Genomic DNA, 25826 nt, shown 5'->3' on the forward strand with positions numbered 1-25826 from the left:
GAAGTGTGTTTTGCTCAATTCTAATTATTCTCCTCTGGTTATTTATATTTTCTGTCTAATTCTCTTTGTGCTTCTCTTTTTGCTATTTCTTCTCTTTTATCATATTTCTTTTTGCCTCGAGCAACTGCTAATTCAACTTTAACTTTATTTTTCTTAAAATAAAGTCGAAGAGGAATTAATGTATTACCTTTTTCTTGAACTGCTCGCATGAGTTTTCTAATCTCATTCTTTTTTAACAATAATTTTCTTTTTCTAAATGGTTCATGGTTATTTATACTTCCTTGATCATAAGTGCTAATGTGTGAACCGTGCAGCCAAACCTCACCATTGTCTATAGTAGCATAACTATCTACCAAATTGGCTTTATTTTGCCGCAAAGCTTTAACTTCTGTACCCAATAAAGAAATGCCAGCCTCGTAGGTTTGCAGTATAAAGTACTCATGCCTTGCCTTACGATTGACTGTAATATTTTTCTCTTCTGTGCTTTCACTCATAATCAAAATTTTGAAAACCAAATTTATTTTTAATGAAAAATAAACGCAAGGAAACAATAAAATTAGATACTTTTTGCAAAGTCGTTTAACTAATCGCTTTGATATATAAAATAACTTTAATAAAATTGCAAAGAAATTAATTTGTCTTCTAATGCCTGAGAAACACTATTACGAACAAAAGGAATACACCGAAAAGTACATCATTCCATTTTTTGAGCGATATTTGCCTCAATATAAAAGTTTTCGTGTTTTGGAAATTGGTTGTGCAGAAGGCGGATTGGTAGAAGTTATGAGTAAACACTGCGCTGAGGTAATTGGTTTAGAGTTGAGCCAAACTAGAATTGATATAGCTAAAGAGAAAAACCCTAATTTGGAAATTATTCAAGGTGATATAACAGATGTTAATTTGACTAAAAAATTGCAGCTTCAGTTTGATCTACTTATTATGCGTGAGGTTATTGAGCATGTACCGGATAAACATGCAGCTTTTAATAACTTGAGGAAGTTGTTAAAAAATGAAGGTTACTTATTTATTTCATTCCCTCCAAAATATTCACCCTTTGCGGGGCATCAGCAAATTGCGCATTCTTTCCTAAAAATTATACCATATTTACATCTATTTCCTAGCTCATTGCTTAAAAAAATTTCTAATGTTCTTAATGAAAAAAAAGATTTTGTAGATGAAATAAAGTACAATTATCATACAGGTTTATCAATAAATTACTTTGAACATTTATACTCATTATATGGATTTGTCCCAATCGTTAGCGAATTGTATTTGTTTAGACCAATATATAAACTTAGATTTGGGTTGCCAGTAATTAAACTGATTGATATTCCTTTAATTCGCGAGGCTATTACTTTTGGATGTGAAAACTTGCTGCAAAAAAAATTCTAACTACAGCAAATATTTTATGAAAATGATATCAAAAATATTTTTAGTGATAATTTTACTAATAGGAAATTTTACCATTGCTCAACAAAAATTTCATGTTGAGTTTAATCAGCTTAAAGGCGAACTAACTCTAAAAGATAATTACAGAAAAGATTTCGGTCGTTATCATGGTTACGAAATTCCACTTTATAAAGGAGATGGCGTTGTTTTTATAGCTTATTCTGAAAGTTTTAAACCCTCCTTAGTTTTAGTTACACCTAACGGTAATGTTTTTAAACAAAGTAAAAATAATAAAAGCGACTTTGTACAAATTAATGCAAAAATACCAGAGTCAGGTAATTGGATATTGTATGTAGTTGGTGACTCATCCGCTCTTGGAAGTTATGAATTACAATATGGTTTTGCAGATAAAAATTCCCTCTCTCCCGGTGAAAATCCAGATTTTTGTACAGCATTAGACTTTGTTTTAGAACATGCTAATGCATATTTCCTTTTGCTTGATAATCCAATTGATTCACAAAAACCCTTTATTAAGTTTCCCCAAGCTTTAGATATTTTTTTGGATGATTCTGATGGCTCCTTTACCATTACTTTCTACCAAGGCGATGATTATAAGCAAGCCCTTAATTTTTATAAAAAATATTTTGAAATGGTAAAAAATTGTCTGAAGGAAAATTTTAGTTTTGTTACTAATAAATCTGAACAAAGTGAAGAGTATAAAAACACGTACTCTTTGTTTACAGAAAAATTGCAGCAAAAACCTCGCGCTGTAAAAGTTGATTTATATGATTTCTCTGTTTCAAAAACAAAGCAGCCTGTTAATTATCTTGTTGATATAAGTGTAGGAAAGCTAAACTAATTTTTTTTAGAAAGATTTTTTTAACCCCAAAATTTTCCCTAACCTGCCAGCAGACTGGTGGAAAATTTGTCACCCAGGAATGATGCTTAGCCGGAACGGCGTTCCGACTTACCGTAAGTCGATTCACCGAATCGACTGAATTAATTAGTGATAACATATTCAGACAAAGGTTTACCGACAAAGTCGGGATGAGCTCATTGATCATAGGGAAATTAACCTTTCAGTAAAACTCATTCATAATAAATTTTTGGATTGAGTAAATATTAGTTCAATCCAGGTAAATATTAAATATTCCGGTGATATACGACCAAACTTTATTTAACTGCAGCTGTTAAGAATCTTACTAGAAAATTTTTTATTTTGGTTTTAATTAACTACTGACTTTGTTTTTTAATAAAACTTAATTGAGAAGTTTTGATAAGTACAATGAACAACAGGCAGGAAATCTCAATGGCTGAAAATGATAACTTAACTTCCAGGCGTAAAAAAGATCACATCAAAATTAGCTTAACCGACGAAGCAAACTACAAAATAAAAACTAACGGTTTCGATAAGTATGAATTTGAACATTATGCTATTACTGAAGTAGAGTATAACAAAATTGACCTTTCAACAAAATTCTTCAGCCACAAAATAAATTATCCATTCATAATTTCATGTATGACTGGCGGGACTAAAGAGGCAGAAAACATAAACAAAAAATTAGCAATAGTAGCAAGCGAGTTGAATATTCCAATTGGAGTAGGAAGTTTAAGACAAGCATTAGAAAATAGTAAACAGCATTCTTCATACAAAATTATAAGAAAAAATGCAAAAGACATTCCAATCTTAGGTAATGTTGGCGCTGCTCAGATTGTTAAATTAAAGAATCCGGTAGATTCAATTAAATTTTTGATGAAGCTTGTAGATGCAAATGCTTTTGTAATTCATGTTAATCCATTGCAAGAACTATTACAGCCTGAGGGTGAACCGCACTTTAAAGGTTTATTAAAGTCGATTAAAAAATTAACAAGAGAAATTAAAATCCCTTTTATTGTCAAAGAAGTAGGAGCTGGAATAAGTAAAAAAACTGCAGAACGGTTATTGGAAGCTGGAATTATGGGAATTGATGTAGCAGGCTCGGGTGGAACAAGCTGGGCAGCAATTGAACTATTAAGAGCTAATAAAAATGATGAAATGTTTTTTAGAGAATGGGGGTTGCCTACTTCGTTTTGTGTGAGAAAAACTGCCGAATTAAAAAAACGAAAAAGATTTTTATTAATTGCCTCTGGCGGTATTTCAAACGGAATTGAAATTGCCAAGTCAATAGCATTAGGTGCAGATATGGCTGCTTCTGCTAAAACAGTTTTGCAGAAATTATTCGAAGAAAATGTAGATGGTGTGATAAAACTTCTTTATCAGTGGTTTGATGATTTAAAAAAAATAATGTACTTGACCGGCTGTTCTAATATTAGTGAACTGCAAAAACAAAAGCTCATTAGAAAAGAGGAATTATATTGATTTCTGAATCTGATAATGAAAAATTCTTGAATCTATATAAAAACGAATTAGTTAAGCTTGAGTTAAAAATAACTCGAGTATTTGAAAAGCGGCTTCCAAAGTCACTTTATCAACCATGTAAATATGCAATAGAAAGCGGCGGAAAGCGCATTAGACCATTCTTTGTACTTTTGGCTGCTAAAGCTGCTGGCGGAAATTTTGACCAAGTTTATAACGCAGCAATTGCTGTTGAGCTTTTACACAATTTTACTTTAGTGCACGATGACATTATGGATAATTCAACAATAAGAAGATGTAGACCAACATTACATATAAAGTATGATGTTAACACTGCAATTCTTGCTGGCGATAGTTTAATAGCTTTAGCTTATGAATATTTACTCAAAGATACGCCTGAGAACTCTAAATCAATTATAGAGACTTTTACGCAAAGTGTTGTAGAAGTTTGTGAGGGGCAAAGCTTAGATAAGGAATTTGAAACCAGACGAAATGTTACTATAAATGATTACAAGAAAATGATATATCAAAAAACAGCGGCACTACTGGTTATGAGCGGCAAAATTGGTGCACAAATGGTAACAGTTAAAAAAAATATAATAGATGCAATTTCTAAATATGCTGCAAATATTGGCATGGCTTTTCAAATTCAAGATGATTTATTGGATATTACAGCTAATCAAAATAAATTTGGTAAGAAAATTGGTAATGATCTTATCGAAGGGAAAAAAACTTTTCTTTTCTTAAAAGCTTATGAAAAAGCAAGTGGAAAAGATAAAAGAGAACTAAATAATTTTATAAAGAATAAAGGAATACCTGAGCATAAGATTCCAGTATTTAACGAAATCTATGAAAGGCTTGGCGTTTTTGAAGATGCTAAAAATGAAATTAAACGCTATACACAATTAGGTATTAACCAATTAAAAGTTTTTAAGGATAAAGAAGCAAAAAATTTGCTTGTATGGTTTGCTAACTTTTTATTAAATAGAAAGTACTAATGATTGAAAAAAAGGTTCGAATAATAAACAATGCTGGTTTACATACTCGTCCAGCTGCTACTATTGTGAAAATGGCTGCAAAATATAAATGTGATTTCTTTCTTAACAAAGATGGTATGAAAATTAACGGCAAAAGTATAATTGGGGTTATGACACTTGCTGCTGAAAAAGGCTCTGAAATAACTTTAATTTTTGATGGTGAAGATGAACAACAAGCAGCTAAAGAAATAGTCGATTATTTTAATAGAGGATTTGACGAATTGTAATGAAACACACAGAAGAAAATATAATTCATGGAATTGCCGCTGCACCAGGATTGGTAATTGCACCAGCATATTTGTTTTATAAGGAAACAGAAGAAGTTAAACCAGAAAGTATAACCGATAGCCAAGAAGCGATTCAAAACTTGGATGCTGCTTTATGGCAGTCGAAAAAAGAACTGAAGAAAATTTTCGAATTGGCTGTAGACAAATTAGGTGAAAGGCGAGCTGCTATTTTTGAAGCGCAAATTATGATTCTTGATGACCCCATATTAATTGATAATATTAAAAAAAGAATAATTAATGAAAAGAAAGTACCTGAATTTATTGTGTACGATGAAATTTCAAAGTACCAGAAAATTATGAACGAGTCACTAGAACCTTATATGAAGGAACGCTCGCATGATATAGAAGATATAAAAAACAGAATCATCAGAAACTTGAAAAAGAAAAAATGGCAGTCGAGAATTACAAATGACGTTGTAGTTGTTTCACATACAATTTCACCTTCCGATACCGTCTTGTTTACTAGAGTTAATGTAAAAGGTTATGTTACTGATTTAGGCGGGTTAACTTCTCACGCTGCTATTGTAGCAAGGTCGTTAAATATTCCTGCTGTAGTTGGATTGCATGGACAAACATCTCGAATTCATGAAGGCGATTTATTAGTTGTTGATGGTTTTCACGGTGATGTTGTTATTAATCCTACCGAAGCGCAGTTAAATCACTATAAAAATAGATTGGAAGTGCTCAATAAATATGATGCAGAACTGCTTGAGCTTCGAAACAAACCTGCTTTAACTACAGATGGAAAAGAAATTAAACTAATGGCAAATTTGGATATAACTGCTGAAATTGATATACTCATACAAAATGGTGCAAATGGCATTGGATTGCTTCGCACTGAACAAATATTTGAAGAGTATGAAGTTTTTCCTGAAGAGGAAGAACAATATCAAGTATATAAATCATTAGCAGAAAAAGTTTATCCTGAAAACATAATTATCCGTGCCTTTGATATTGGCGGAGATAAAGTTTTGCCTGTTGACCTGCATGAACCCAATCCTTTTTTAGGATGGCGCGGAATTCGTCTTCTGCTTGATAATCCTTATTTGTTTAAAAAACAAATTAAAGCTGTTCTAAGAGCAAGTGTAAATAAAAATGTAATGTTTATGCTGCCAATGATTTCTTCAATCTCCGAAATAAGAAAATCAAAAAAGATAATTGAAGAATGTAAATTGGAATTAGAACACGAAGGGGTTAAATATGATAATAATATAAAAATTGGGATTATGGTAGAAATACCATCTGCTGCTGTTATGGCAAATGTCTTTGCTCAAGAGGTCGATTTTATTAGCATTGGCACGAATGATTTAATTCAATATTTGCTTGCGGTAGATCGTGGTAATGAAATTGTCTCAAAATACTATCAAGAATTTCATCCTTCTGTTATAAAAACTTTGCACTACATCATAAAAGAAGGGAAAAGAGAAAATACATTTATTAGTATGTGCGGTGAGATGGCTGCAGACCCTTATGCGGTTCCTCTTCTTGTAGGTCTTGGTTTGGACTCGCTGAGCGTTTCACCTGCTACCATTCCTTTACTTAAAAAAATAATTCGCAATATATCATTTAAAGATGCAGAAGAATTAGCAAATGAATGTTTAACTTATCCAACCGAAGAAGAAGTTAGCTCATGCCTCCGCAAATTTTTTAAAGACAAATTGCAGAACACATTACAAAATTTATTTTAAAAGGTAATCCACATGGAAATTTTTAGTCTAATTAAACAAAACGATCCAGAAAATCAGTTTAATGTATTAAAGAACTCTTATTCACAAATTGAGTATGCACAAAATAACCAAGTTAATTTATCAGCTATTGATACAAATAAGATAAAAAACATAATATTATGCGGACTTGGCGGTTCAGCGATAGGAGGTGATTTGCTGCAGAATTTTCTTAGGGATGAATTAAGTTATCCTTTTCAAGTTATTAGAAATTATTATTTGCCGGCATACGCAGACGAAAACACTTTACTAATTGCTTCTTCCTACAGCGGGAATACAGAAGAGACAATCAGCTGCGTAAATGCTGGTTTAAAACGAAATTGCCAAATTATTACCATAACTACTGGCGGTAAGTTAGAAGAGTTATCCCAAAAATATAATTTACCTATAGCTAAATTATTACCTGGCTTCCAGCCGCGATACGCTCTTTGGATAAATTTTTTTACATTGCTAAAAACATTACAATCTTTGAAATTAATCCCCGTACAAAATGAAATTACTAAACAAGTAATAGAACTGCTAAAAAAAAGAGGGGATGAATTTTCAACTTTTCCTAATAGTTCATTAGAGTTTGCAGAAAAATTAGTAGGCTTTATTCCAGTTATTTACTCTGTGTCCGATTTAACATCAGCAGTTGGCTCAAGGTTAAAAGCACAAATAAATGAAAATTCTAAACTGCATGCTTTCTGTAACTTCTTCCCTGAGCAGAACCATAACGAAATAATTGGATGGGAAACATTTTCTGAAAAGCAATTTAATTCTGTTGTAATTAATATCTTAGATGTTGATTATCATCCACAAATTAAAAAAAGATTTGAAATTGTAACTGAACTAATAAGAAGAAGCGGCGTTGAGGTTTTGTCTATCGAAAGTAATTTGCCTGATTATAAACTGCGGTTAATGGATAATATTTATTTTAGTGATTGGGTAAGCTATTACTTGGCTGTTATTAGGAACCAAAATCCAACTGAAATTAAAAATATTAATTACCTCAAGGAACATCTTTGAGTAAAGTACCTTTCGTAAATACCATATTATTTTTATTTTTTTTCTCACAAGCATTATTTGCACAGCTTTATTTTTTCGGTAGGAATAAAGTGCAATACGAAAAATTTGATTGGAAAATTCTTAAAACCGAGCACTTTGATATTTATTATTACGATAATTTTGGTGAAATGGCAGAAATTGGAGCTAAATTTGCAGAAGATGCATTTGATGAGTATAAAGTAAAATTCAATAATTACATATCCAGAAAAATACCTCTTATTTTTTATAACACTCATATTCAATTTGAACAGACAAACATTGCCTCTGGATTTATACCTGAAGGAGTTGGTGGCTTTTTCGAATTTATTAAAGGGAGGGTCGTTATACCTTATCTTGGTTCAATAGAGGAATTTAAACATGTTATTAGACACGAGCTTGTACATGTTTTCATGTCCAATAAAATTTATAATGTTCTTAAAGACCATAGAGTGTCAACCGACAAAGCACCTCCTCTTTGGTTTACTGAAGGTTTGGCAGAATACTGGTCATTTAATGGTGATACTCAATCAGAAATGATTATGAGAGATGCAGTATTGAATGGTTACTTTGTAGATCTTCCTAACTTGTATTCCATTGAAGGTACATATTTGATGTACAAAGAAGGTCAATATTTTTTGCAGTTTATCTCGAAACAATATGGCGAAGATAAAATATTACTACTCATGGAAAATTTTTGGAGATTTTCAACATTTGAGAAAGTTATTGAATTTACTTTAGGGGATAAAATTGAAGAGATAAATAACAAGTGGGTTTTTAGTTTGAAGCAGAAATATTTTCCACTCTATCAAAAAAATTATCCCATCTCTATTAAGGCAATTAAACTTACTGATTCCGGATTTAATTTTGCGCCGCGTTTTTATTCAGCCGATACAACAAAAGAAATTTATTTTGTCGGAAATAAAGATGGCTATACTTCAATCTATAAAATGAATTACGAACCCGATAATGAGGAATTTGTTGAACCAATTAGAGTTATTCAAGGTGAGAAAGACGCAATCTTTGAAGCTTTTCACCTTCTAGATAATTCATTCGACGTTTCAAAAAATGGAATTATTGCTTTTGTAACTAAATCTTTAGGCAGTGATGTAATTCATCTTTTCTCAATAAATGAAAATAAGTTAATTGATACTTTTAAATTTGATGAACTTATTTCTATAAGATCATTGTCATTTTCTAACGATGGCAAAAAAATAGTTTTTAGTGCTACTGATAAAAAAGGATTCGTGGATATTTTCTTACTTGATCTAACTGAAAATAAACTTAATCGTATTACAAATGATTATTACTCCGACACTGACCCAATATTTAACAAAGATGGCTCTGCAATTATATTCTGCTCTGACCGTACAGGTGGAATTTTTTCTCAAAAAGTTAATTTGTTCGAAATAAATATTAATTCCAGAGAAATAAAATATCTCACTTACACTAACTGTAATATTAGTACTCCGCATTTTAATCCAGAATACAACAAGTTATATTTTACATGCGATTATGATGGTGTTTATAATATTTGGGAATTAAATCTTACCGACTCAATTCCTATAGGGATGACACAATTAACAAAGTTCGTTACAAGTGCCTACGATTTTTCTTTTGTAAATAATACTACAGTTGTTACTGCCGGTTTTGAAAAATTCTCTTTCCAATTTTATTCAATTGATTTAGCTAATGTGTCCGATACTGCAAAAAAGTATGTCAAGTTTAATTTTGACCAAACCGGTGTAAAATGGGACGCTGGCAAAATATCACTACAGTCTGAAGCACAAAAAGTAAAATATGAAAAACAATATTCCTTAGATTACGCTGTAAGTCAATTAGTTACAGACCCTGTTTACGGTACTCGTGGCGGTGCTTTGTTTTTGTTGAGTGATTTAATGGGGGACGATAATTATTTGTTTTACATTTATAATACTGCAGAGGTACAGAGTGAAATCTTAAAAAACTTTAATGTGGCAATCTCAAGAATTAATTTGGGGGAAAGAGCAAATTATGGCTACGGAATCTTTCACTATGCTGGCAGAAGGTATGATATCAGAGAATCTGACGAGTTTTTTTATGAAAGAGTTTTTGGTGGATATTTTGATTTGTTTTACCCTTTTTCAAGTTTTGATAGAATTGAGACAGATGTAAGCCTTGCTAATTCTGATAAAGAACTTTTTGAAGATATAATCGGAAGAAAGTCGCTCTTACTTAGCAACTCATTGTCTTTTGTTCACGATAATTCTATCTGGGGACCTACTGGTCCATTAGACGGAAGTAGGTTCCGTGTGCTTCTTGGTTATACAAGCGATATCAAGTACAGTAATGTAAATTACTATTCTTTCATTTTAGACTATCGGAAATATTTTCGGTTAGGATTACGAACTACACTTGCAGCTCGTGCGTCAATTTTTATTAATCACGGCAAACAAGCAAGAAGATATTTTGCTGGAGGCAGTTGGGATTTGCGCGGCTGGCCGCGATTTGGAATTCGTGGAGAAAAACTCTGGCTATCTTCAGTAGAACTTAGATTTCCTCTAATTGACCTACTGCTTATCAATTTCCCAATTTTTGGCCTTAGTTTTTTTAATATCCGTGGAGCTTTGTATTTCGATGCCGGCAGTGCTTGGGATAATTCATATTATCAAACTCTGGGCAGTATTGGAACTGGAATTCGAATAAATTTATTTAACGCAATAGTATTGCGGTACGATGTAGGGAAGAAGATTGAAAATAATTTCAAGCATTTTCAGCCTAAATTATTTTACCAATTTTTCTTTGGTTTCGATTTTTGAAAAAAGCAAATACCATATTACTAATTATATTATGTGGGATTTCTATTAGCTGTACAAGAGCTTTATTTATAAGGAATTTTTATGTGAATAAACCTGGCTTTACAATTTTTTGCGGCAATTACCAAAGAAATTTTTTCGTTCGTGAGAATGTAGATACTGTGTGGACTGAACTATGGAAAGTGGAAACAGAGGGAAGCCAAAGAAGTTCTTCTTTAATTTTTTATGATAAATATCTTATTGCAACTGACCTTAGTGGTAAGATTTATGCCTTCGATGAAAATGGTAAATTGATTGGTATTTCTAAATATTCTGGCTCTATTCCAAGCGCGCCAATTGTTCATAATCAAACGTTAATATTTGTCGTTAACGACCTTAATAAAGACTATTCAACTTTAATTTACTATGATGTTAGTATCCCCAAAACAATTGAAAAGGTAATTATTAGCGGAAGTGTGCACAATGAACTTATTGATGTTAATAATGGTGTTCTTGTTTTGACTGATCAAGGTACTTTGTATAAATTTTCTTACGCTGGATTAAAATTGTCTGAACTGAAAACAAACGTGCAGTCATTCTGCACGCCTGCAATTTTCGATAATGATTTTTTATTTGGCAATCAAAACGGTGAAATTATTTCGGTCAATTACATCAACAATAAAATTAATTATAGAGTGAAAATATCCTCAGGATTCGAGAGTGGCGTTGTAATTAAAAATCAAAAAGGTTTTATTGGCAGTAGTGATGGTAATTTATTTTGCTTTGATGTAAAAGACGGGAAAATTTTATGGGAAGTAAATACCGGACATAAAATTAAAACCTTACCGGTAATGAATGATTCATCATTGTTTATTGGTAATCTTAATGGAGATATTTTTTCTATTAAACAAAGTAACGGAAAACTTAATTGGAAAATTAGCGTTGGGGGCGTAATAGATGTTACCCCTCTTCTTTTTAGTAATTATTTGCTTGAGCCAAATCAAAATAAAAAATTAGATGTAATTGATATTAAAAATGGTAAGGTTGTTAAGTCAATCGCTTACTCCGATAAAATTAGAACAACCCCACTTTACATTAACAATCTTTTATTTGTAGGGATTGACAAGGGAAATATTTATGCATATAAAGTCAACACTTATTAAAAAATGTTTGTTGGTAGTGATAATCTACTTTTCAGCTTTTAGATTGTTTGCTCAAGATTGTTTTTCTTATGTCAGCATTATGTCAAATAGTGACAGCGCATTAATTTACATAGACAATAAAGTTATGGGTATTGGGGAAGTGAAAGCGAAATTACCAATTGGCAGACATTTCTTACAAATAAAGGAAAATAAATTCTTATGGAATTCACAGACTTTTACGGATACAATTTTTATAAAAAAATGCGGGGAAGAGAAAAAGCTTAATTATAAATTCAAAAAAAGAGTTTTAATTGATTCACAACCTCAGAATGCAGAAATAATAAAAAATGACAAAATTATTGCTTTTACTCCTGCATTAATAGAAGAAGATACTAATCAATTAAAATTAACCAAGAAAAATTTTCTACAGAAAGAAATTAATATAAATGCGTTAAAACAGAACGGTAACATATTTTACCTGCAAAGAGTAAATGAAAAATTAAACAATAACAATTTCTTTGAGTCAAGTCTGTTTAAAATGTTATTAGGCACTGCTACTGTTTTTGGAGCAACAGCAGCATTTTTTAAGATTAAGGCTGATAATAAATATGATAATTATTTGCAAACTAAAGATGTTTCAATATATGACGATGTAAAAAGACTTGACTTATACAGCGGGATAGCTTTAAGTCTTCTTCAAATAAACATTGGTTACTTAGTTTATAAATTTTTGAGCAACTAATGAGAATTTTAATGAGCATCCAGCCAATTATCACCAATGCCAATATCAACAACAACGGGCACTTTAAGCGGTAAAGCAGTCTCCATCAAGTTTTTGACAATGGGCTTTAAATCATTAATTTCATCTTTATGTGCATCGAATACAAGTTCATCATGTACCTGCAAAACCATTTTCGACTTGAATTTGTTCTTAATTAATTCTTTGTGAATGTTAATCATTGCTAATTTTATCATATCGGCTGCAGTGCCTTGTATAGGCATGTTTATTGCAACGCGCTCCTCAAATTGTCTTACTACTTTATTATTGCTGTTAATATTTTTCAAATATCGTCTTCTTTTAAGCAAAGTTTCCGCATAGCCTTTTTCTTTTGCATTATTAATAGAATCTGTCATGAATTTTTTGACATTTTTAAAAGTACCGAAATAAGTTTCAATAATATCTTTTGCATGTTCTTGAGAGATTCCTAATCTAGTTTTAAGTCCAAATGGACCAATACCATAAAGTATTCCAAAGTTTACTTCTTTTGCTTTTCTTCTCATTTCAGGTGTCACTTCGCTTGGCTTTACTTGAAAAACCAGTGCAGCAGTGCTTCTGTGAATATCTTCGCCCGACTTAAAAGCATTGATTAGATTTTCATCTTCACAAATGCTTGCCATTATTCTAAGTTCTATTTGGCTGTAATCAGCGCTTAGAATCAAATAATCTTTATCCCTTGGCACAAAAGCCTTTCTAATTTCTTTTCCTAATTCTGTTCTTATTGGTATATTTTGCAGATTAGGATCGTTGCTTGATAAACGTCCAGTTGAAGCCGCAGTTTGATTAAAAGAGGTGTGTACTCTGCCAGTCTTAGGATTTATTAACTTTGGCAATGCATCTGCATAAGTTGTTTTTAACTTTGCAACTTGTCTATATTCTAAAATTAAATCGATAATTGGGTGCTCACCTTTAAGTGACTCCAAAGATTTTGCATCTGTTGAAAAGCCTGTTTTTGTTTTGGATGTAAGTGTAAGCTTGAGCTTGTCAAATAAAATTTTTTGAAGCTGTTGTGTAGAATTAATATTGAATTTTTCTTCTGCTAACTCATAAATCTTGTCAGTGTAGTAATCCATACGATTTTTAAGTTCGTTGCTAAATTCTTTTAATGCTTGTTTATCAATATGAACCCCGGTTCTTTCCATATCTTCAAGGACTAACACAAGAGGGAATTCAACATCGAAGGCAAGCTTTTCAAGTTTCTCTTTCTTTAGTTCCCTTAGCAATATTTCATACAATCTATAAGTAATATCTGCATCTTCACATGAATAATTTGATAACTGCTCAAGGTCAACTTCAAATATTTTTGATGGCTCTTTTTTGTTTCCTATTAGTTGTGTTAATGGTATTGGTTTGTAATTTAAGTATTTTTCCGAGAGGTCATCCATACCATGCTTTTGGTCGGGGTCTAAAACATAACTTGCAAGCATAGTATCGAAATAAAAATTTTCTACATTGATATTGTAATGCCTCATTACCGCTATGTCGTATTTCCCATTTTGGCATACTTTTTTTATTTTTTTGTTTTCAAGGACAGGTTTAAATAGTTTAATAAAATCGTCTATTGGAAGGCGGTCGGATAAATCATTTGAAAACAAGCCTGTCGATAAATACAATGGATTAACTGCAACAAAATAGGCTTCGTTTGGTTTTGTGCAAAAAGAACAGCCGGCAAGCTTTACTTCGAAAATGTTAAGCGAATCAGTCTCGGTATCAAATACAAATAAATCTGATTGCATTAATTTTTCAGCTAAGCTTTTAGCATCTTTATAAGTGGTTATTAATTTATACTTAACTTTATTTTTGTCAAATGAAGCAAGTGAAGGTTTACTTTCAACATAATCTTGTGCAGGAGTATTTTCTTTTTTTTCTAAACTATTGTTTTGGAACATTTTGTTCACTTTAACGGCGATTGATTTAAACTCCAGTTCAGAAAAAATCTGATTAAGTTTTTTAATATCCGGCTGTGTGAATTTTGCTTCATCAAAGTTTAACTTAAGAGGAACATCAGTCTTAATAGTAGCAAGTTCTTTGGAAAGAAATGCGTTCTCCTTATTTTCCAATAATTTTGAAACGATACTTTTTCTATCAATTTTATCAATATTTTTATATATGCCTTCAACGCTCTTAAATTGCTGAATTAGTGGCAGTGCGGTTTTTTCACCAATACCTGCAACGCCTGGGATATCGTCGGATTTGTCGCCAATTAATGCTAAGTAGTCAATCATTTGTATTGGTTCTATTCCCAAATCTTCTTTAACTTTTTTTCTATCAAGTATAATAATCTCGTCAGTTGACTTTCCAGGTTTAACAATAAATATATTATCAGTTATTAATTGAATATAATCTTTATCTGGTGTAACAGCATAGCAGATATAACCTTCCTTCTCTGCCAGTTTGCAAGCAGTGCCAATTAGATCATCAGCCTCGTAACCAGGTAAAATGTAAATTGGAATGTTAAAAGCAGTAATAATATCTTTAATTCTTTGCAGTTGAGGAATCATATCCTCAGGCATTTCTTGACGTGATGATTTGTATAATTCATATCGTTCGTGCCTAAATGTTTTTTCTTTTGAATCAAAAGCTACTGCAATGTGGTCTGGTTTTGTATCCTCTATTATTTTTAGTAATTGATTTACAAAACCAAACACAGCCGAAGTGGGCTCTCCAGCTTTTGTTGATAAAGGTCGATTTATAAATGCAAAATATCCTTTGTAAGCAAGCGACATTGCATCAATTAAAACAAATTTCTTTTTATTATTTTTCATATTATTACAAAATTATTTTTTGCTTGTGAGTTATTTTTTCAAAATGTAGCCTTAGCAAAAGCTTTGTTCTTAGAAAATATATAGAAATATTATTAATATACAACAACAATTAACAAACAAAAATACGTGATGGAAAAATACTTAATTATTACCCCAAAAATTAATTTAATAGTTTCTACACCATTCAGTAGTAGATTAAACTTTTTAATTGTCTGGCTATTAATATTGTTTTTCTTTGGTCCTGTTCAAAAAGTATTTTCTCAGCATTCTAATAGCAATAAATTTATTTATATAGCTAATTGGAATGTGGAAAATCTTTTTGATACTATTGATGACACAACAAAAAACGATGATGAATTTTTACCTTCGTCTAAAAAGAAATGGACCGAGGAAAAGTTCTTAAAAAAAATTGATAATCTCTCACAAGTAATACATTTCATGAATGACGGAAAGGGACCCGATATTATTGGTCTTGAAGAAGTTGAAAACATGAGTGTAATGAAATTTATTGTGTACAAATTTACTAATCGAGATTATATAATTGTCCACCGCGATTCTCCCGATCCTCGAGGCATTGATGTTGGTTTAATTTATGACCGCAATATTTTTGATATACTGCATGTTAATAAAATTCCTGTGCTTCTCCCAAACAATGAACCAACAAGAGATATTCTTCATGTAACCTTAAAATACAAACACGGAAATGATTCGTTACATATTTTTGTAAATCATTGGCCTTCAAGAAGAACTGGGAAAGAAACCTCTGAAGTAAAAAGAAACACCGCAGCACAAATTTTAAAAGAAAAAGTGGATAGTGTTTTACAAATAGACACTAAAAACAAAATAATAATTTTAGGGGATTTTAACGACGAACCGATTGATAATTCTATCCTAGATGTACTAAAGGCAGATACATCAAATTGTAGCGATTTACTTCAACCAGCTGATAATAAATTATACAATTTAGCTTATCACGACTATAAATTGAAATTAGGGACGTATCTGTACAAAAACAATTGGAACTTACTTGACCAAATTATTATTTCAGGAAGTTTATTAAATAACAATGGAATAAGTTATTTTTGTGACAGTTTTGAAATAATAAAGCCTGATTTTATGAAAGTGGACAAAGAAAGTGATGTGAGCGGTCCAATTCCAACCTATATAGGAAATAAATACATAGGTGGTTACAGCGACCATTTTCCGGTAGGTGCTCTTTTTAAATATTTGGGAGATAAATAAAATGTCGAAAAGTTTAATTATTGTTGGTGCCGCAGGTAGACTTGGCACCGAATCGATAAAATTTTTTTTAGAGAAAGACTATGATGAGTATTGTTTAGTTTCAAGAAGGAAAATAGAGATTAATGGTAAAATTCTAAAAAAGCATAAACAAATTGTTATAGATGACCTTGCTAATGAGAATCAAGCGAAAAATCTTTTTGAACAAATTTCTTTTATGCCTAATTCAACTTATTTTTTATTTAGTACAATTGGGGGTTTCTATGGTGGGACAGAATTAAAAGATACCCCGTATGAACAATGGCTTAAAATGTTTAGCATTAACTTGAACACTGCTTTTTTATTATCCAAATATTTTTTAAGCAAAGTAAGTGGTACAAGAGGTGGCAGTATTTGTTTTACGAGTGCACTGAGCGGTTTTTCCCCTCAAAAAGATAAAGCAGCTTATGGTGCATCTAAAAATGCATTAAATTACTTGGTAGAAACCTTAGCAAAGGAAAGTAAAAAGTATAACATAAGTACCAATGCTGTAGCGCCTTATGTTATTGATTCAGAAGAAAGTAGGAAATGGATAGAAGATAAAAAACAATTGTCAACACCGCAAAGCATAGCGCAAGTAGTGCATTTTATATTTGATAATTATAAAATAATTAACGGCAACATTATTAAGCTTGAAGGTACCTTAGAGTGATTTAATAAATTTAAAAAATGATTTAAGATATACAGAGATACGTTAACTCATTAAATTATTTATTGACTTTTTTATGCTAAATCCTTAGACTTCGTTAACTTTTTTTATTAAATAGTATCAGAAAATAAAAATCAATTAATAACTTTTGGAGGTTGCTTCCTATGCATATTACAGAAATTTCAGGATTTATTTCCTACGTTTTTGCACAAGCCACACAAAACCAAAGTGTGCTAAGCTTCTTACAGGAAAAATTTGTTGAAGGTGGTATTTTCATGTGGCCTATTTTAGGTTGTTTAGTCTTAGGTTTAGCTTTTTCTATTGAGAGATTTTGGACATTAATGCGTGCTACTACTAATACTAAAAAATTTGTAGTCCAAATAAAAGATGCACTTAAAAAAGGTGGTGTTCCCGAAGCAATCAAATTATGCGAAAATACAAGAGGGTCAATTGCTTCTGTTTTTCATGCTGGTTTATTAAGAGCAGATGAAGGCATTGAAGCTGCTGAAAAATCTATTATGGCTTATGGTGCTATTGAAATGGGATTCTTAGAAAGAGGTTTAATTTGGATTTCTACTTTTATTTCTTTGGCTCCCCTGTTGGGTTTCACTGGCACAGTTCAAGGTATGATTATAGCCTTTGATGCTATTAAAGAAGCAGCACAAATTTCACCATCGATTGTTGCCGGTGGTATTGCAGTCGCTTTGTTAACTACCTTGTTCGGTCTTGTTGTTGCTATGATACTTCAAGTATTTTACAATTATTTTGTTTCTAAAATTGACCGACTTGTAGCAGATATGGAAGAGAGTTCCATTGAACTTATTGACACTCTCTATGAAATGAATAAAAAATAAAAATCAAAAGTTGAGTTTTAAAGATGGTTCAAATAAAAAAACGTAAATTACCCGAAGCCGAAATTCCAACCAGTTCTATGGCGGATATCTCATTTTTGTTACTTTTATTTTTCTTGGTATCAACAGTAATTGATGTGGATACGGGAATTGGTTTAGTGTTGCCTGAATATGTACCACCTGAACAACAGCAGTTTGTACCTTTATCTAAAGACCGTTTGGCTGCATTGTTGATTAATGAGAATGGCGATGTACTTCTTAACAATGAATTAATTTCCATCCCACAAATTTCAAAAACATTAAAGCCAAGAATAGAAAGTAAAATTGATTTACCTGCTAATAAAAAGCTAGTAGTCTCGGTTAAAACCGACCGCAAGACAAGTTATAATCTGTTTATACAAGCATTAGACCAAGTTAAACAAGCTTATTTCGATGTAAGGAATGAATACGCCCTTAAACATTTTGGAAAAAGATTAATTGACATTGATGATAGAAGCGAAGAAATGAAAGAACTTAAGGACAAAATTCCAATTACTATTAGTATTGCAGAACCTGAAACAGTGAAAAAATAATTAAGGATTATTAATAATGAAATTCGAGAAAAAAAGAGCTAACACAAAGCAAAATATTCCAACTGCATCTTTACCAGACATTGTGTTTATGTTGCTTCTTTTCTTTATGGTTACTACCACTTTAAGAGAGGTCGATGTTTTAGTACAATATCGACTTCCTGAAGCTAAAGCAATTGAAAAAATTGAGAATAAAAGACTGGTTTCATATATATGGGTAGGTAAAGATGGCAGAATTCAAGTTAATGACAGCATTGTGAAATTAGGAGATATACAAAAAATTATGTACTCTAAGAGAGTAGCCCTGCCTAATGTAATTGTTTCGCTAAGAATTGACAAAGGCTCAGAAATGGGTATTGTTACAGATATTCAGCAAGAGTTAAGAAAAGCCTCTTGCTTAAGAATAAATTACTCAACTTTGTTAAAAATATAATTAATAGTATATTTCTATAAAAGGCGGGTTATTTTGAAATGGCCTGCCTTTTTTTTTGAGGTAATTATGAATTTAATTGAAAAAATTAACAACGACTTGAAAAATGCAATTAAATCTGGAGATAAAATTAGGATTGAAACAATTCGCTCTATTCGCGCTCTAATATTAGAGTACGAAAAAAGTGGTAAGGATAAAACAATTACTCCAGAAATTGAAATTAATCTTTTAAGTACAGCGGCAAAAAAAAGAAAAGAAGCTATTGAACAATATAAAAATGCGAATAGAAATGACTTAGCTGAAAAAGAAGAAAAAGAACTAAAGATTATTGAAGAATACCTGCCTAAACAACTTTCTGAGAAAGAACTGTTCCAAGAAATAAAAGCACTTGCATCACAAATTGGTGCACATAAAAAAGAAGATTTTCCTAAATTAATGCCACTTGCCGCCAAGACTCTTAAAGGTAAAGCCGACGGTAAGCTAATAAAAGAAGTTGTAGAAAAATATCTGAGTTCTAATTGAATTATATAGATATTCTAATTTCTGTTGTTATTATTATTGGATTTTTACTTGGCTTTAAAGATGGATTAGTAAGAAAAATAATTGGGCTAATTGGACTAATTGTAGCCGTCGCTTTTGCTTTCGAATTTTCTGATAAAATTGCAAAGTTTATTCTGCCTATATTTCAAGATGATTACCTGGCAAATATTGTAGCAGGCATACTTATTTTTCTGTTGATAATTTTAATTACCTCAATTGTTAAAAGAATTGTTCATCCGCTCGATAAAACAAATAGATTTATTAATCAATTTTTAGGCGGTATTGTTGGTGCTATCCAAATAATATTTTTTTTAAGCGGATTCTTGCTCTTCTTAAACATTTTTGATATCCCATCGAAAAAAGATATAAGTAAATCTATGTTTTATACTAAAGTTTACAACATAATACCAATTTCTATTGATTTTGTTATCGGACACAAAGCGAAGGCTACAGACTTTATTAAGGAATTTATTGAAAATAATGATAAGTCAGATTCTGGCAAGATTATTGATTCTTTCAAGGATTTAAAATGATAACTAAGGAAACATTAGAAAAATTGGAATTCTTTAAAGTAACAGAATATGCCGCAAAATACTGTTATACTGAATTAGGAAAAACACTTACGTTGAACTTGAGACCACTTTCAAAATTAGATGAAGTGATTAATGAGGGGAAAAGAGTTTCACAAGCGAAAGAAATTTTAATAAAATTGGAAACACCCCCATTTAGTTCATTGCCAGATATCTCAGAAATAATTGCAAAAAGTAGAATAGATGGAGCCGTATTAACAATAAGAAATATTTTGGATGTTCTAACTCTTGCTGAAGTTTCAAGAAAAATTGTACAGTTTTTTAGAAACAAAGGAAGTGAATTTCCGGATTTATACTTCCTTGCTAAAGAGCTGTTTGTAGATAAAGTTTTCGAAAGCCATATAACGCGCATAATAGATGAGAACGGCGATATTAAAGACGATGCGACTCCAAGATTAAAGGAAATTAGAAGAGAAATAAAAGAAAAAGAAGAGTCGTTAAGAAAAGTTGTAAACACACTGCTGAAGACATTTAGTGATTCATACTTAGTACAAGATGAGTATATAACATTAAGAGATGGCAGAATTGTATTGCCAATTAAATCAGAACACAAAAGACATATCAAGGGTTTCATACATTCTGAATCTTCAACAGGACAAACTGTCTACATAGAACCAGAGGAGACGTTGGAGCTGAACAACGATATTTTGTCATTAAACTTTGCAGAAAAAAGAGAAATAGAAAAAATATTACGCAGCTTAACAGAAAAAATAGGTTCGTTATCTAACCAGTTAAAAAATTCACTTGACTTAATTGCTTTGCTGGATTCTTACTTCGCTCGTGCTAAGTATTCTATTGAAATACTTGGCAGCTTTCCTTCTTTTCTTGAAGATAAGCCTATTCAGCTTTTGGACTTACGGCATCCTATACTAATTAAGAAAGTAGGAATTAAAAATACTGTGCCGCTTAATCTTAAAGTAGATAATCAAAAAGTTATTTTAATTACTGGTCCAAATGCCGGCGGTAAAACTGTTGTGCTTAAAACTGTAGGTATATCTGTTTTAATGGTTCAATCAGGTTTTCATATCCCTTGTCATCCAGATAGCAACTTACATTTTTTCAGCGACATTTTAGTTGATATTGGTGACCAGCAATCAATCGAAGAGGATCTGAGTACTTTTAGCTCGCATCTATCTAACATTAACAAAATAATTAACTGTGCAAATGAAACCAGCTTAGTTCTCTTAGATGAAATTGGTACCGGGACTGACCCCGTTGAAGGTTCAGCGTTAGCAATTGGAATTCTGCAAACACTGAAAGAAAAAAATGCTTTGGTATTAGCTACTACTCACCACGGCAATTTAAAGATTTTAGCTAATGAGTTAGAAGGATTTGAGAATGCATCAATGGAATTTGACACTCAAAAGCTTGTACCTACTTATAAATTCCATCAAGGAATACCAGGTTCTAGTTATGCTTTTGAAGTAGTTGAAAGAATTGGATTTAGTAAAAGTTTCATTAGCCTGGCCAAAAAATATTTGGATGTTGACAAAAATAAAGTGGAAAGATTTTTAATAGATATTGAGCAAAAATCTAAAGAATTAAGAAAACAGCTAAATCAACTTGAAGTAGAAAATATAAGATTAAAAGGCTTGGCAAACTTGTATCAGCAGAAGGTAGAGAATTTGGAAAGGGAAAAAAATAAAATTCTTCTGGAGGCTAAACAAAAGGCTCAAGATTATTTAAAAGATGTTAATAAAAAAATTGAAGCGGCTATAAAAAATATTCGTGAATCTAAAGCTAATAAAGAGATAGTGCATAAAGAACGCCAAGAAATAAAAGAACTTCAAAAAGAAATTGAATCAAAAATATCTTTTGAACAGACCAAAGAACCGGTCAAAGGAAGTTTTAGGATAGGTGATTATGTCTCAATTAAAAATACAAATACTGTGGGTATTATAAGCGGCATCGATGAAAACAAAAATAAAGCTATAATCGTAATTGGCAGCATAAAACTTCAATCAAAAATTTCTGATTTAGTGCATGCTAATAAAATTGAACCACAAACTGCTGACTTTAAAAGAAATTTATATGATTCTAAAATTCATAATTATAGATTAGATATAAGAGGTAAACGTGTTGATGAATCCGAAAAAGAAATAATAAAATTCCTAGATGATGCATATTCGAGCGGTGTTGATAGAATTGAAATTTTACACGGGAAGGGTACCGGTGCACTCAAACAAAAAGTACAAGAAATTTTAAAAAATTATAAATATGTTAAAAATTATTATTTTGCAGATATTGAAAGTGGTGGGGACGGTATTACGATAGTAGAATTTTAATTTATATGTTCAAAAAAATATTGATTGCAAATAGAGGAGAGATTGCCGTAAGAATTGCAAGAGCATGCAGGGAACTTAATATTAAATCTGCTGCTATTTATTCTGATGCTGATAGAAATTCTCTTCATGTAAGACATGCCGACGAGGCTTATTACATTGGTAGTTCACCCGCTAATGAATCCTACCTTAACTACCCAAAAATTATTGAACTTGCAAAAAAAATTGCCGCTGATGCTATTCACCCAGGTTATGGATTTCTTTCGGAAAATGCTGAGTTTATTAGTGCAGTGGAAAACAGCAATATTACTTTTATTGGCCCTTCTGCTAAGTCAGTAGCATTAATGGGCGAAAAAACAGCAGCCCGACTATTAATGAAAAAAAATAATATTCCAGTTGTACCTGGCAGCGAAAAATCACTTACAAACGTAAATGAAGCGATGGAAATAGCTAATGAAATCGGTTACCCAGTAATGTTAAAAGCTTCTGCTGGCGGCGGCGGTAAAGGAATGAGAAAAGTTTTTAATGAGAACGAATTAAAAGTTGAGTTCGAGAGGGCTAAAAATGAAGCATTAAAAGCTTTTGGCAACAACGCTGTTTATTTAGAGAAACTAATTGAAGAGCCGAAGCATATTGAGGTTCAAATAATAGCTGACAAACATGGAAATTATGCTCACTTATTCGAAAGGGAATGTTCAGTTCAAAGAAGGCATCAGAAAATAATTGAAGAATCACCCTCAACTTTTGTAGATGAATTTATAAGAGAAAAAATTACTAAAGCTGCCATTGAAGCTGCAAAAGCCTGTAATTATTATAATGCTGGTACAATAGAATTTTTAATGGATAAAAACAAAAATTTCTATTTTCTTGAAATGAATACACGGTTACAAGTTGAACATCCCGTAACTGAAATGATTACAGGTATCGACTTAGTTAAAGAACAAATTAGTATTGCGCAGGGCAATAAGTTATCTTTCTCTCAAAATGACCTTAAAATAAACGGTCACGCCATAGAATGTAGAATTTATGCTGAAGATATTAACAATAACTTTGCTCCTTCCATTGGCCAAATTAAATTACACAAACCTCCTCTAGGACCTGGAGTAAGGTTAGATTCTGGCATTGATGTTTTTTCTGATGTACCAGTTTATTACGACCCAATTTTAAGTAAAGTAATCACATGGGGTAAAAATAGAGAAGAGGCAATTGAAAGAATGAAAAGAGCGCTTAGCGAATATCAAATTGTAGGTGTTATTACTAACATACCTGTGTTTAATTGGATTTTTAGTCATGAAGTATTTATTAATGGCTCATTCACAATAAACTTTATTGAAAAGGAATTTTTGCCCAAATTCTTAACAGAAAGCAAATTACAGTCTAATGAAAAGTATGAACTTGTTTCAGCTATATTTGGGGCGATGATAAAAAACTCTGAACAATCTAATGCGGTATTTATTAATAATAACAAATCTAATAATTGGCTAAGTCAAAATTATGAATGAATTCATAATTACAAATGGCAGTAAAAAAATAACTGTTGATTTTATAAACGCTAATCAAATTAAAGTTAACGGTAAAATCTATGAAGTAAGACTTAAAAAAATAAACGATTATTTTTACTTGCTAACACTGGATAACATAACCTATGAAATTGCATGTGATAGACTTGAAAGCGGTAAATTTGGACTATTGATAAAAGGGAATTATTACGAAATAGATGTGAAGACAAAATTAGAGGAAATGGCTAATGACATATTGAAAAAAAAAGATTTAACTAATAAGCACAACATTATTAAAGCACCAATGCCGGGCTTAATACTTAAAGTTAACAAGCATAAAGGCGATGAAGTTAAAATAGGCGAACCTTTATTTTTACTGGAAGCAATGAAAATGGAAAATGAGATACGCTCTCCTGTTAGTGGTGTTGTAAAAGAACTAAAAGTTAAAGAAGGGCAATCAGTCAGCAAAGATGAAATAATTATGACATTCGAATAATAAATCTTATTTTCTTTTACGGCATAAATAACTATATTCTAAGCGCATTAAAAAACTAATTCAACAGGAGGTCTTGTGAAAAAGAAAATCTTACCGATTATTTTTTCACTCACAATTTTGGCAACTAGCATTTATGCTGGTGGGTTTCAAATTAATGAACATGGAGCCAGAGCAATGGCAATGGCAGGTGCATTTACAGCAATAGCTAATGATGCCTCAGCTATTTATTTTAATCCAGCAGGAATTACACAGTTGAAAGGTACAAATTTTTACGGAGGTTTAACATTAATAGCACCTTCAGCTTCTTTTACTGGCCCAGCACCATCTACAACTAAAACTGATATGGATAGTCAAACTTTCACACCAATTAATTTTTATGTTACCCAACAAATAGGTGATAACTTGTTTGTTGGTTTAAGTGTGAATAATCAATACGGGTTAGGGACGAGATGGCCAGTTAATTGGCCTGGCAAGTATTTGGCTTACGATACTGAAATTAAATCTTTCTTTTTTACACCAGTAGTAGCGTATAAGTTTTCCAATCAATTTTCATTAAGTGCTGGATTAGTTATTGCATATGGCGATGTAAAAATTATTCAGGTTTCAAATGTAGGCGCTGGTGATTTTCAAACCGAATTAAAAGGGAACAAAACCTCTGTCGGTTTTAGCGCAGGATTAATGTATAAACCTTCAAATGAGTTTTCAATTGGTGTAAGTTACCGCAGTTCGGTTAAATGGGATTTGGAGGGTACTGCAAAAAGCACACCTGAAGGTTTTACTCATCCATTATTAAAAGTATTTATACCATATCCAAAAGGTGATGTTACAGCACCACTTAAAACACCTCAAAATATAACTGTAGGGCTGGGATATATGCCTACTGATCAGTTAACTTTGGCTGCTGATTTCCAATATGTAGGTTGGTCAAGCTATGATAAGTTGTCAATTACATTTAAGAATTATAATGTTTCTAATCCATTGGCTCCAGGTCCTAGCACAGAATCAGTTGACAGAAATTATGAAAATACTTTTATCATAAGAGGAGGTGCAGAGTACAACTTATCTGATGTTTTTGCACTTAGGGCTGGTATTTTATATGACAGAAATCCAGTTAAAACCGAATATGTTGAACCTACTTTACCAGATGCAAATCGTATCGGATTAAATATTGGCTTCGGTTATAAGTTAACCAATAATCTTTCAATAGATGTGGCATATATGTTCTTGTCATTTAGTGATAGAGATGTTACAGGTTCAAAATTTGGGTTTAACGGCAAATACACAAACAATGCTCATTTAGTTGGTGCTGATTTATCTTTAGCTTTGTAAAGAAGATGAATGGGCTGATGTTAACTAAACTATGTTTA

Annotated in this window: 23 protein-coding genes; 21 read left to right on the forward strand and 2 right to left on the reverse strand. The window is 31.6% G+C overall.

Translation table 11 applies throughout. The features are described from left to right. Window positions 1–38: 38 nt before the first annotated feature. Window positions 39–494 (reverse strand): SsrA-binding protein SmpB, encoded by a 456-nt coding sequence (gene smpB / locus ABRY23_02190; GenBank protein MFA3781858.1) that lies wholly within the window; start codon window positions 492–494, stop codon window positions 39–41. 151 nt (window positions 495–645) lie between these two features. On the opposite strand from smpB, the gene ABRY23_02195 reads away from it, so the two are divergent. From ABRY23_02195 to ABRY23_02240, 10 genes are all read left to right on the forward strand, one after another. Further along, the gene (locus ABRY23_02195; protein ID MFA3781859.1) at window positions 646–1392 is read left to right on the forward strand and encodes a class I SAM-dependent methyltransferase; all 747 of its coding nucleotides are present in this window, start codon (window positions 646–648) and stop codon (window positions 1390–1392) included. A 16-nt stretch (window positions 1393–1408) separates the two neighbouring features. After that, window positions 1409–2248 (forward strand): hypothetical protein, encoded by an 840-nt coding sequence (locus tag ABRY23_02200; GenBank protein MFA3781860.1) that lies wholly within the window; start codon window positions 1409–1411, stop codon window positions 2246–2248. Between the two features lie 450 nt (window positions 2249–2698). Beyond that, entirely contained in the window at window positions 2699–3748 is a 1050-nt protein-coding gene (fni, locus tag ABRY23_02205; protein ID MFA3781861.1) for a type 2 isopentenyl-diphosphate Delta-isomerase, read from the forward strand. Continuing rightward, window positions 3745–4743, forward strand: a complete 999-nt coding sequence (locus tag ABRY23_02210; protein MFA3781862.1) for a polyprenyl synthetase family protein — start codon at window positions 3745–3747, stop codon at window positions 4741–4743. Before fni ends, ABRY23_02210 begins: the two co-directional genes overlap by 4 nt. Beyond that, window positions 4743–5009: an HPr family phosphocarrier protein gene (locus tag ABRY23_02215; protein ID MFA3781863.1), complete on the forward strand. Its 267-nt coding sequence runs from the start codon at window positions 4743–4745 to the stop codon at window positions 5007–5009. The genes ABRY23_02210 and ABRY23_02215 overlap by 1 nt, the downstream gene beginning before the upstream one ends. Then, window positions 5009–6757: a phosphoenolpyruvate--protein phosphotransferase gene (gene ptsP / locus ABRY23_02220; GenBank protein ID MFA3781864.1), complete on the forward strand. Its 1749-nt coding sequence runs from the start codon at window positions 5009–5011 to the stop codon at window positions 6755–6757. The genes ABRY23_02215 and ptsP overlap by 1 nt, the downstream gene beginning before the upstream one ends. A 12-nt stretch (window positions 6758–6769) precedes the next feature. Continuing rightward, window positions 6770–7801, forward strand: coding sequence for a bifunctional phosphoglucose/phosphomannose isomerase (locus ABRY23_02225; protein MFA3781865.1), 1032 nt, complete (start codon window positions 6770–6772; stop codon window positions 7799–7801). Between the two features lie 89 nt (window positions 7802–7890). Beyond that, the gene (locus tag ABRY23_02230; protein ID MFA3781866.1) at window positions 7891–10614 is read left to right on the forward strand and encodes a peptidase MA family metallohydrolase; all 2724 of its coding nucleotides are present in this window, start codon (window positions 7891–7893) and stop codon (window positions 10612–10614) included. A gap of 83 nt (window positions 10615–10697) precedes the next feature. Further along, a complete protein-coding gene (locus ABRY23_02235) occupies window positions 10698–11753 on the forward strand; it encodes a PQQ-binding-like beta-propeller repeat protein (GenBank protein MFA3781867.1) in 1056 nt (351 codons plus the stop codon). Next, window positions 11728–12474 (forward strand): hypothetical protein, encoded by a 747-nt coding sequence (locus ABRY23_02240; GenBank protein ID MFA3781868.1) that lies wholly within the window; start codon window positions 11728–11730, stop codon window positions 12472–12474. Before ABRY23_02235 ends, ABRY23_02240 begins: the two co-directional genes overlap by 26 nt. A gap of 8 nt (window positions 12475–12482) precedes the next feature. Here the strand turns inward: ABRY23_02240 and polA are convergent, their stop codons facing one another. Next, entirely contained in the window at window positions 12483–15275 is a 2793-nt protein-coding gene (polA, locus tag ABRY23_02245; GenBank protein ID MFA3781869.1) for a DNA polymerase I, read from the reverse strand. A gap of 129 nt (window positions 15276–15404) precedes the next feature. On the opposite strand from polA, the gene ABRY23_02250 reads away from it, so the two are divergent. The 11 genes from ABRY23_02250 to ABRY23_02300 all read left to right on the forward strand — a co-directional run bounded on the left by ABRY23_02250 (window position 15405) and on the right by ABRY23_02300 (window position 25788). Next, on the forward strand, window positions 15405–16517 hold the full coding sequence (locus ABRY23_02250) for an endonuclease (protein ID MFA3781870.1): 1113 nt from the start codon (window positions 15405–15407) through the stop codon (window positions 16515–16517). A 1-nt stretch (window position 16518) separates the two neighbouring features. Then, entirely contained in the window at window positions 16519–17205 is a 687-nt protein-coding gene (locus ABRY23_02255; protein ID MFA3781871.1) for an SDR family oxidoreductase, read from the forward strand. A 161-nt stretch (window positions 17206–17366) separates the two neighbouring features. Then, a complete protein-coding gene (locus tag ABRY23_02260) occupies window positions 17367–18056 on the forward strand; it encodes a MotA/TolQ/ExbB proton channel family protein (protein ID MFA3781872.1) in 690 nt (229 codons plus the stop codon). Between the two features lie 23 nt (window positions 18057–18079). After that, complete coding sequence (locus tag ABRY23_02265) at window positions 18080–18625, forward strand: ExbD/TolR family protein (protein MFA3781873.1); 546 nt, start codon at window positions 18080–18082, stop codon at window positions 18623–18625. Between the two features lie 16 nt (window positions 18626–18641). Continuing rightward, a complete protein-coding gene (locus ABRY23_02270; protein MFA3781874.1) occupies window positions 18642–19055 on the forward strand; it encodes an ExbD/TolR family protein in 414 nt (137 codons plus the stop codon). 66 nt (window positions 19056–19121) lie between these two features. Continuing rightward, a complete protein-coding gene (locus ABRY23_02275; GenBank protein MFA3781875.1) occupies window positions 19122–19574 on the forward strand; it encodes a GatB/YqeY domain-containing protein in 453 nt (150 codons plus the stop codon). Then, window positions 19571–20125, forward strand: a complete 555-nt coding sequence (locus tag ABRY23_02280; protein MFA3781876.1) for a CvpA family protein — start codon at window positions 19571–19573, stop codon at window positions 20123–20125. Before ABRY23_02275 ends, ABRY23_02280 begins: the two co-directional genes overlap by 4 nt. Further along, on the forward strand, window positions 20122–22467 hold the full coding sequence (locus ABRY23_02285; GenBank protein ID MFA3781877.1) for an endonuclease MutS2: 2346 nt from the start codon (window positions 20122–20124) through the stop codon (window positions 22465–22467). Before ABRY23_02280 ends, ABRY23_02285 begins: the two co-directional genes overlap by 4 nt. Window positions 22468–22472: 5 nt before the next feature. Further along, a complete protein-coding gene (accC, locus tag ABRY23_02290) occupies window positions 22473–23966 on the forward strand; it encodes an acetyl-CoA carboxylase biotin carboxylase subunit (protein MFA3781878.1) in 1494 nt (497 codons plus the stop codon). Continuing rightward, window positions 23959–24459, forward strand: coding sequence for an acetyl-CoA carboxylase biotin carboxyl carrier protein subunit (locus tag ABRY23_02295; GenBank protein MFA3781879.1), 501 nt, complete (start codon window positions 23959–23961; stop codon window positions 24457–24459). The genes accC and ABRY23_02295 overlap by 8 nt, the downstream gene beginning before the upstream one ends. A 75-nt stretch (window positions 24460–24534) precedes the next feature. Next, window positions 24535–25788 (forward strand): OmpP1/FadL family transporter, encoded by a 1254-nt coding sequence (locus tag ABRY23_02300; protein ID MFA3781880.1) that lies wholly within the window; start codon window positions 24535–24537, stop codon window positions 25786–25788. Window positions 25789–25826 lie beyond the last annotated feature (38 nt).

It is taken from the genome of Melioribacteraceae bacterium 4301-Me, from assembly GCA_041538185.1.
GTDB classification, from domain to species: domain Bacteria; phylum Bacteroidota; class Ignavibacteria; order Ignavibacteriales; family Melioribacteraceae; genus Pyranulibacter; species Pyranulibacter aquaticus.

Coding starts and splice junctions, on each gene's coding strand:
- smpB (MFA3781858.1), bottom strand. CDS start 494: ATGAGTGAAAGCACAGAAGAGAAAAATATTACAGTCAATCGTAAGGCA.
- ABRY23_02195 (MFA3781859.1), top strand. CDS start 646: ATGCCTGAGAAACACTATTACGAACAAAAGGAATACACCGAAAAGTAC.
- ABRY23_02200 (MFA3781860.1), top strand. CDS start 1,409: ATGAAAATGATATCAAAAATATTTTTAGTGATAATTTTACTAATAGGA.
- fni (MFA3781861.1), top strand. CDS start 2,699: ATGGCTGAAAATGATAACTTAACTTCCAGGCGTAAAAAAGATCACATC.
- ABRY23_02215 (MFA3781863.1), top strand. CDS start 4,743: ATGATTGAAAAAAAGGTTCGAATAATAAACAATGCTGGTTTACATACT.
- ptsP (MFA3781864.1), top strand. CDS start 5,009: ATGAAACACACAGAAGAAAATATAATTCATGGAATTGCCGCTGCACCA.
- ABRY23_02225 (MFA3781865.1), top strand. CDS start 6,770: ATGGAAATTTTTAGTCTAATTAAACAAAACGATCCAGAAAATCAGTTT.
- ABRY23_02240 (MFA3781868.1), top strand. CDS start 11,728: ATGCATATAAAGTCAACACTTATTAAAAAATGTTTGTTGGTAGTGATA.
- polA (MFA3781869.1), bottom strand. CDS start 15,275: ATGAAAAATAATAAAAAGAAATTTGTTTTAATTGATGCAATGTCGCTT.
- ABRY23_02250 (MFA3781870.1), top strand. CDS start 15,405: ATGGAAAAATACTTAATTATTACCCCAAAAATTAATTTAATAGTTTCT.
- ABRY23_02255 (MFA3781871.1), top strand. CDS start 16,519: ATGTCGAAAAGTTTAATTATTGTTGGTGCCGCAGGTAGACTTGGCACC.
- ABRY23_02260 (MFA3781872.1), top strand. CDS start 17,367: ATGCATATTACAGAAATTTCAGGATTTATTTCCTACGTTTTTGCACAA.
- ABRY23_02265 (MFA3781873.1), top strand. CDS start 18,080: ATGGTTCAAATAAAAAAACGTAAATTACCCGAAGCCGAAATTCCAACC.
- ABRY23_02270 (MFA3781874.1), top strand. CDS start 18,642: ATGAAATTCGAGAAAAAAAGAGCTAACACAAAGCAAAATATTCCAACT.
- ABRY23_02275 (MFA3781875.1), top strand. CDS start 19,122: ATGAATTTAATTGAAAAAATTAACAACGACTTGAAAAATGCAATTAAA.
- ABRY23_02285 (MFA3781877.1), top strand. CDS start 20,122: ATGATAACTAAGGAAACATTAGAAAAATTGGAATTCTTTAAAGTAACA.
- accC (MFA3781878.1), top strand. CDS start 22,473: ATGTTCAAAAAAATATTGATTGCAAATAGAGGAGAGATTGCCGTAAGA.
- ABRY23_02295 (MFA3781879.1), top strand. CDS start 23,959: ATGAATGAATTCATAATTACAAATGGCAGTAAAAAAATAACTGTTGAT.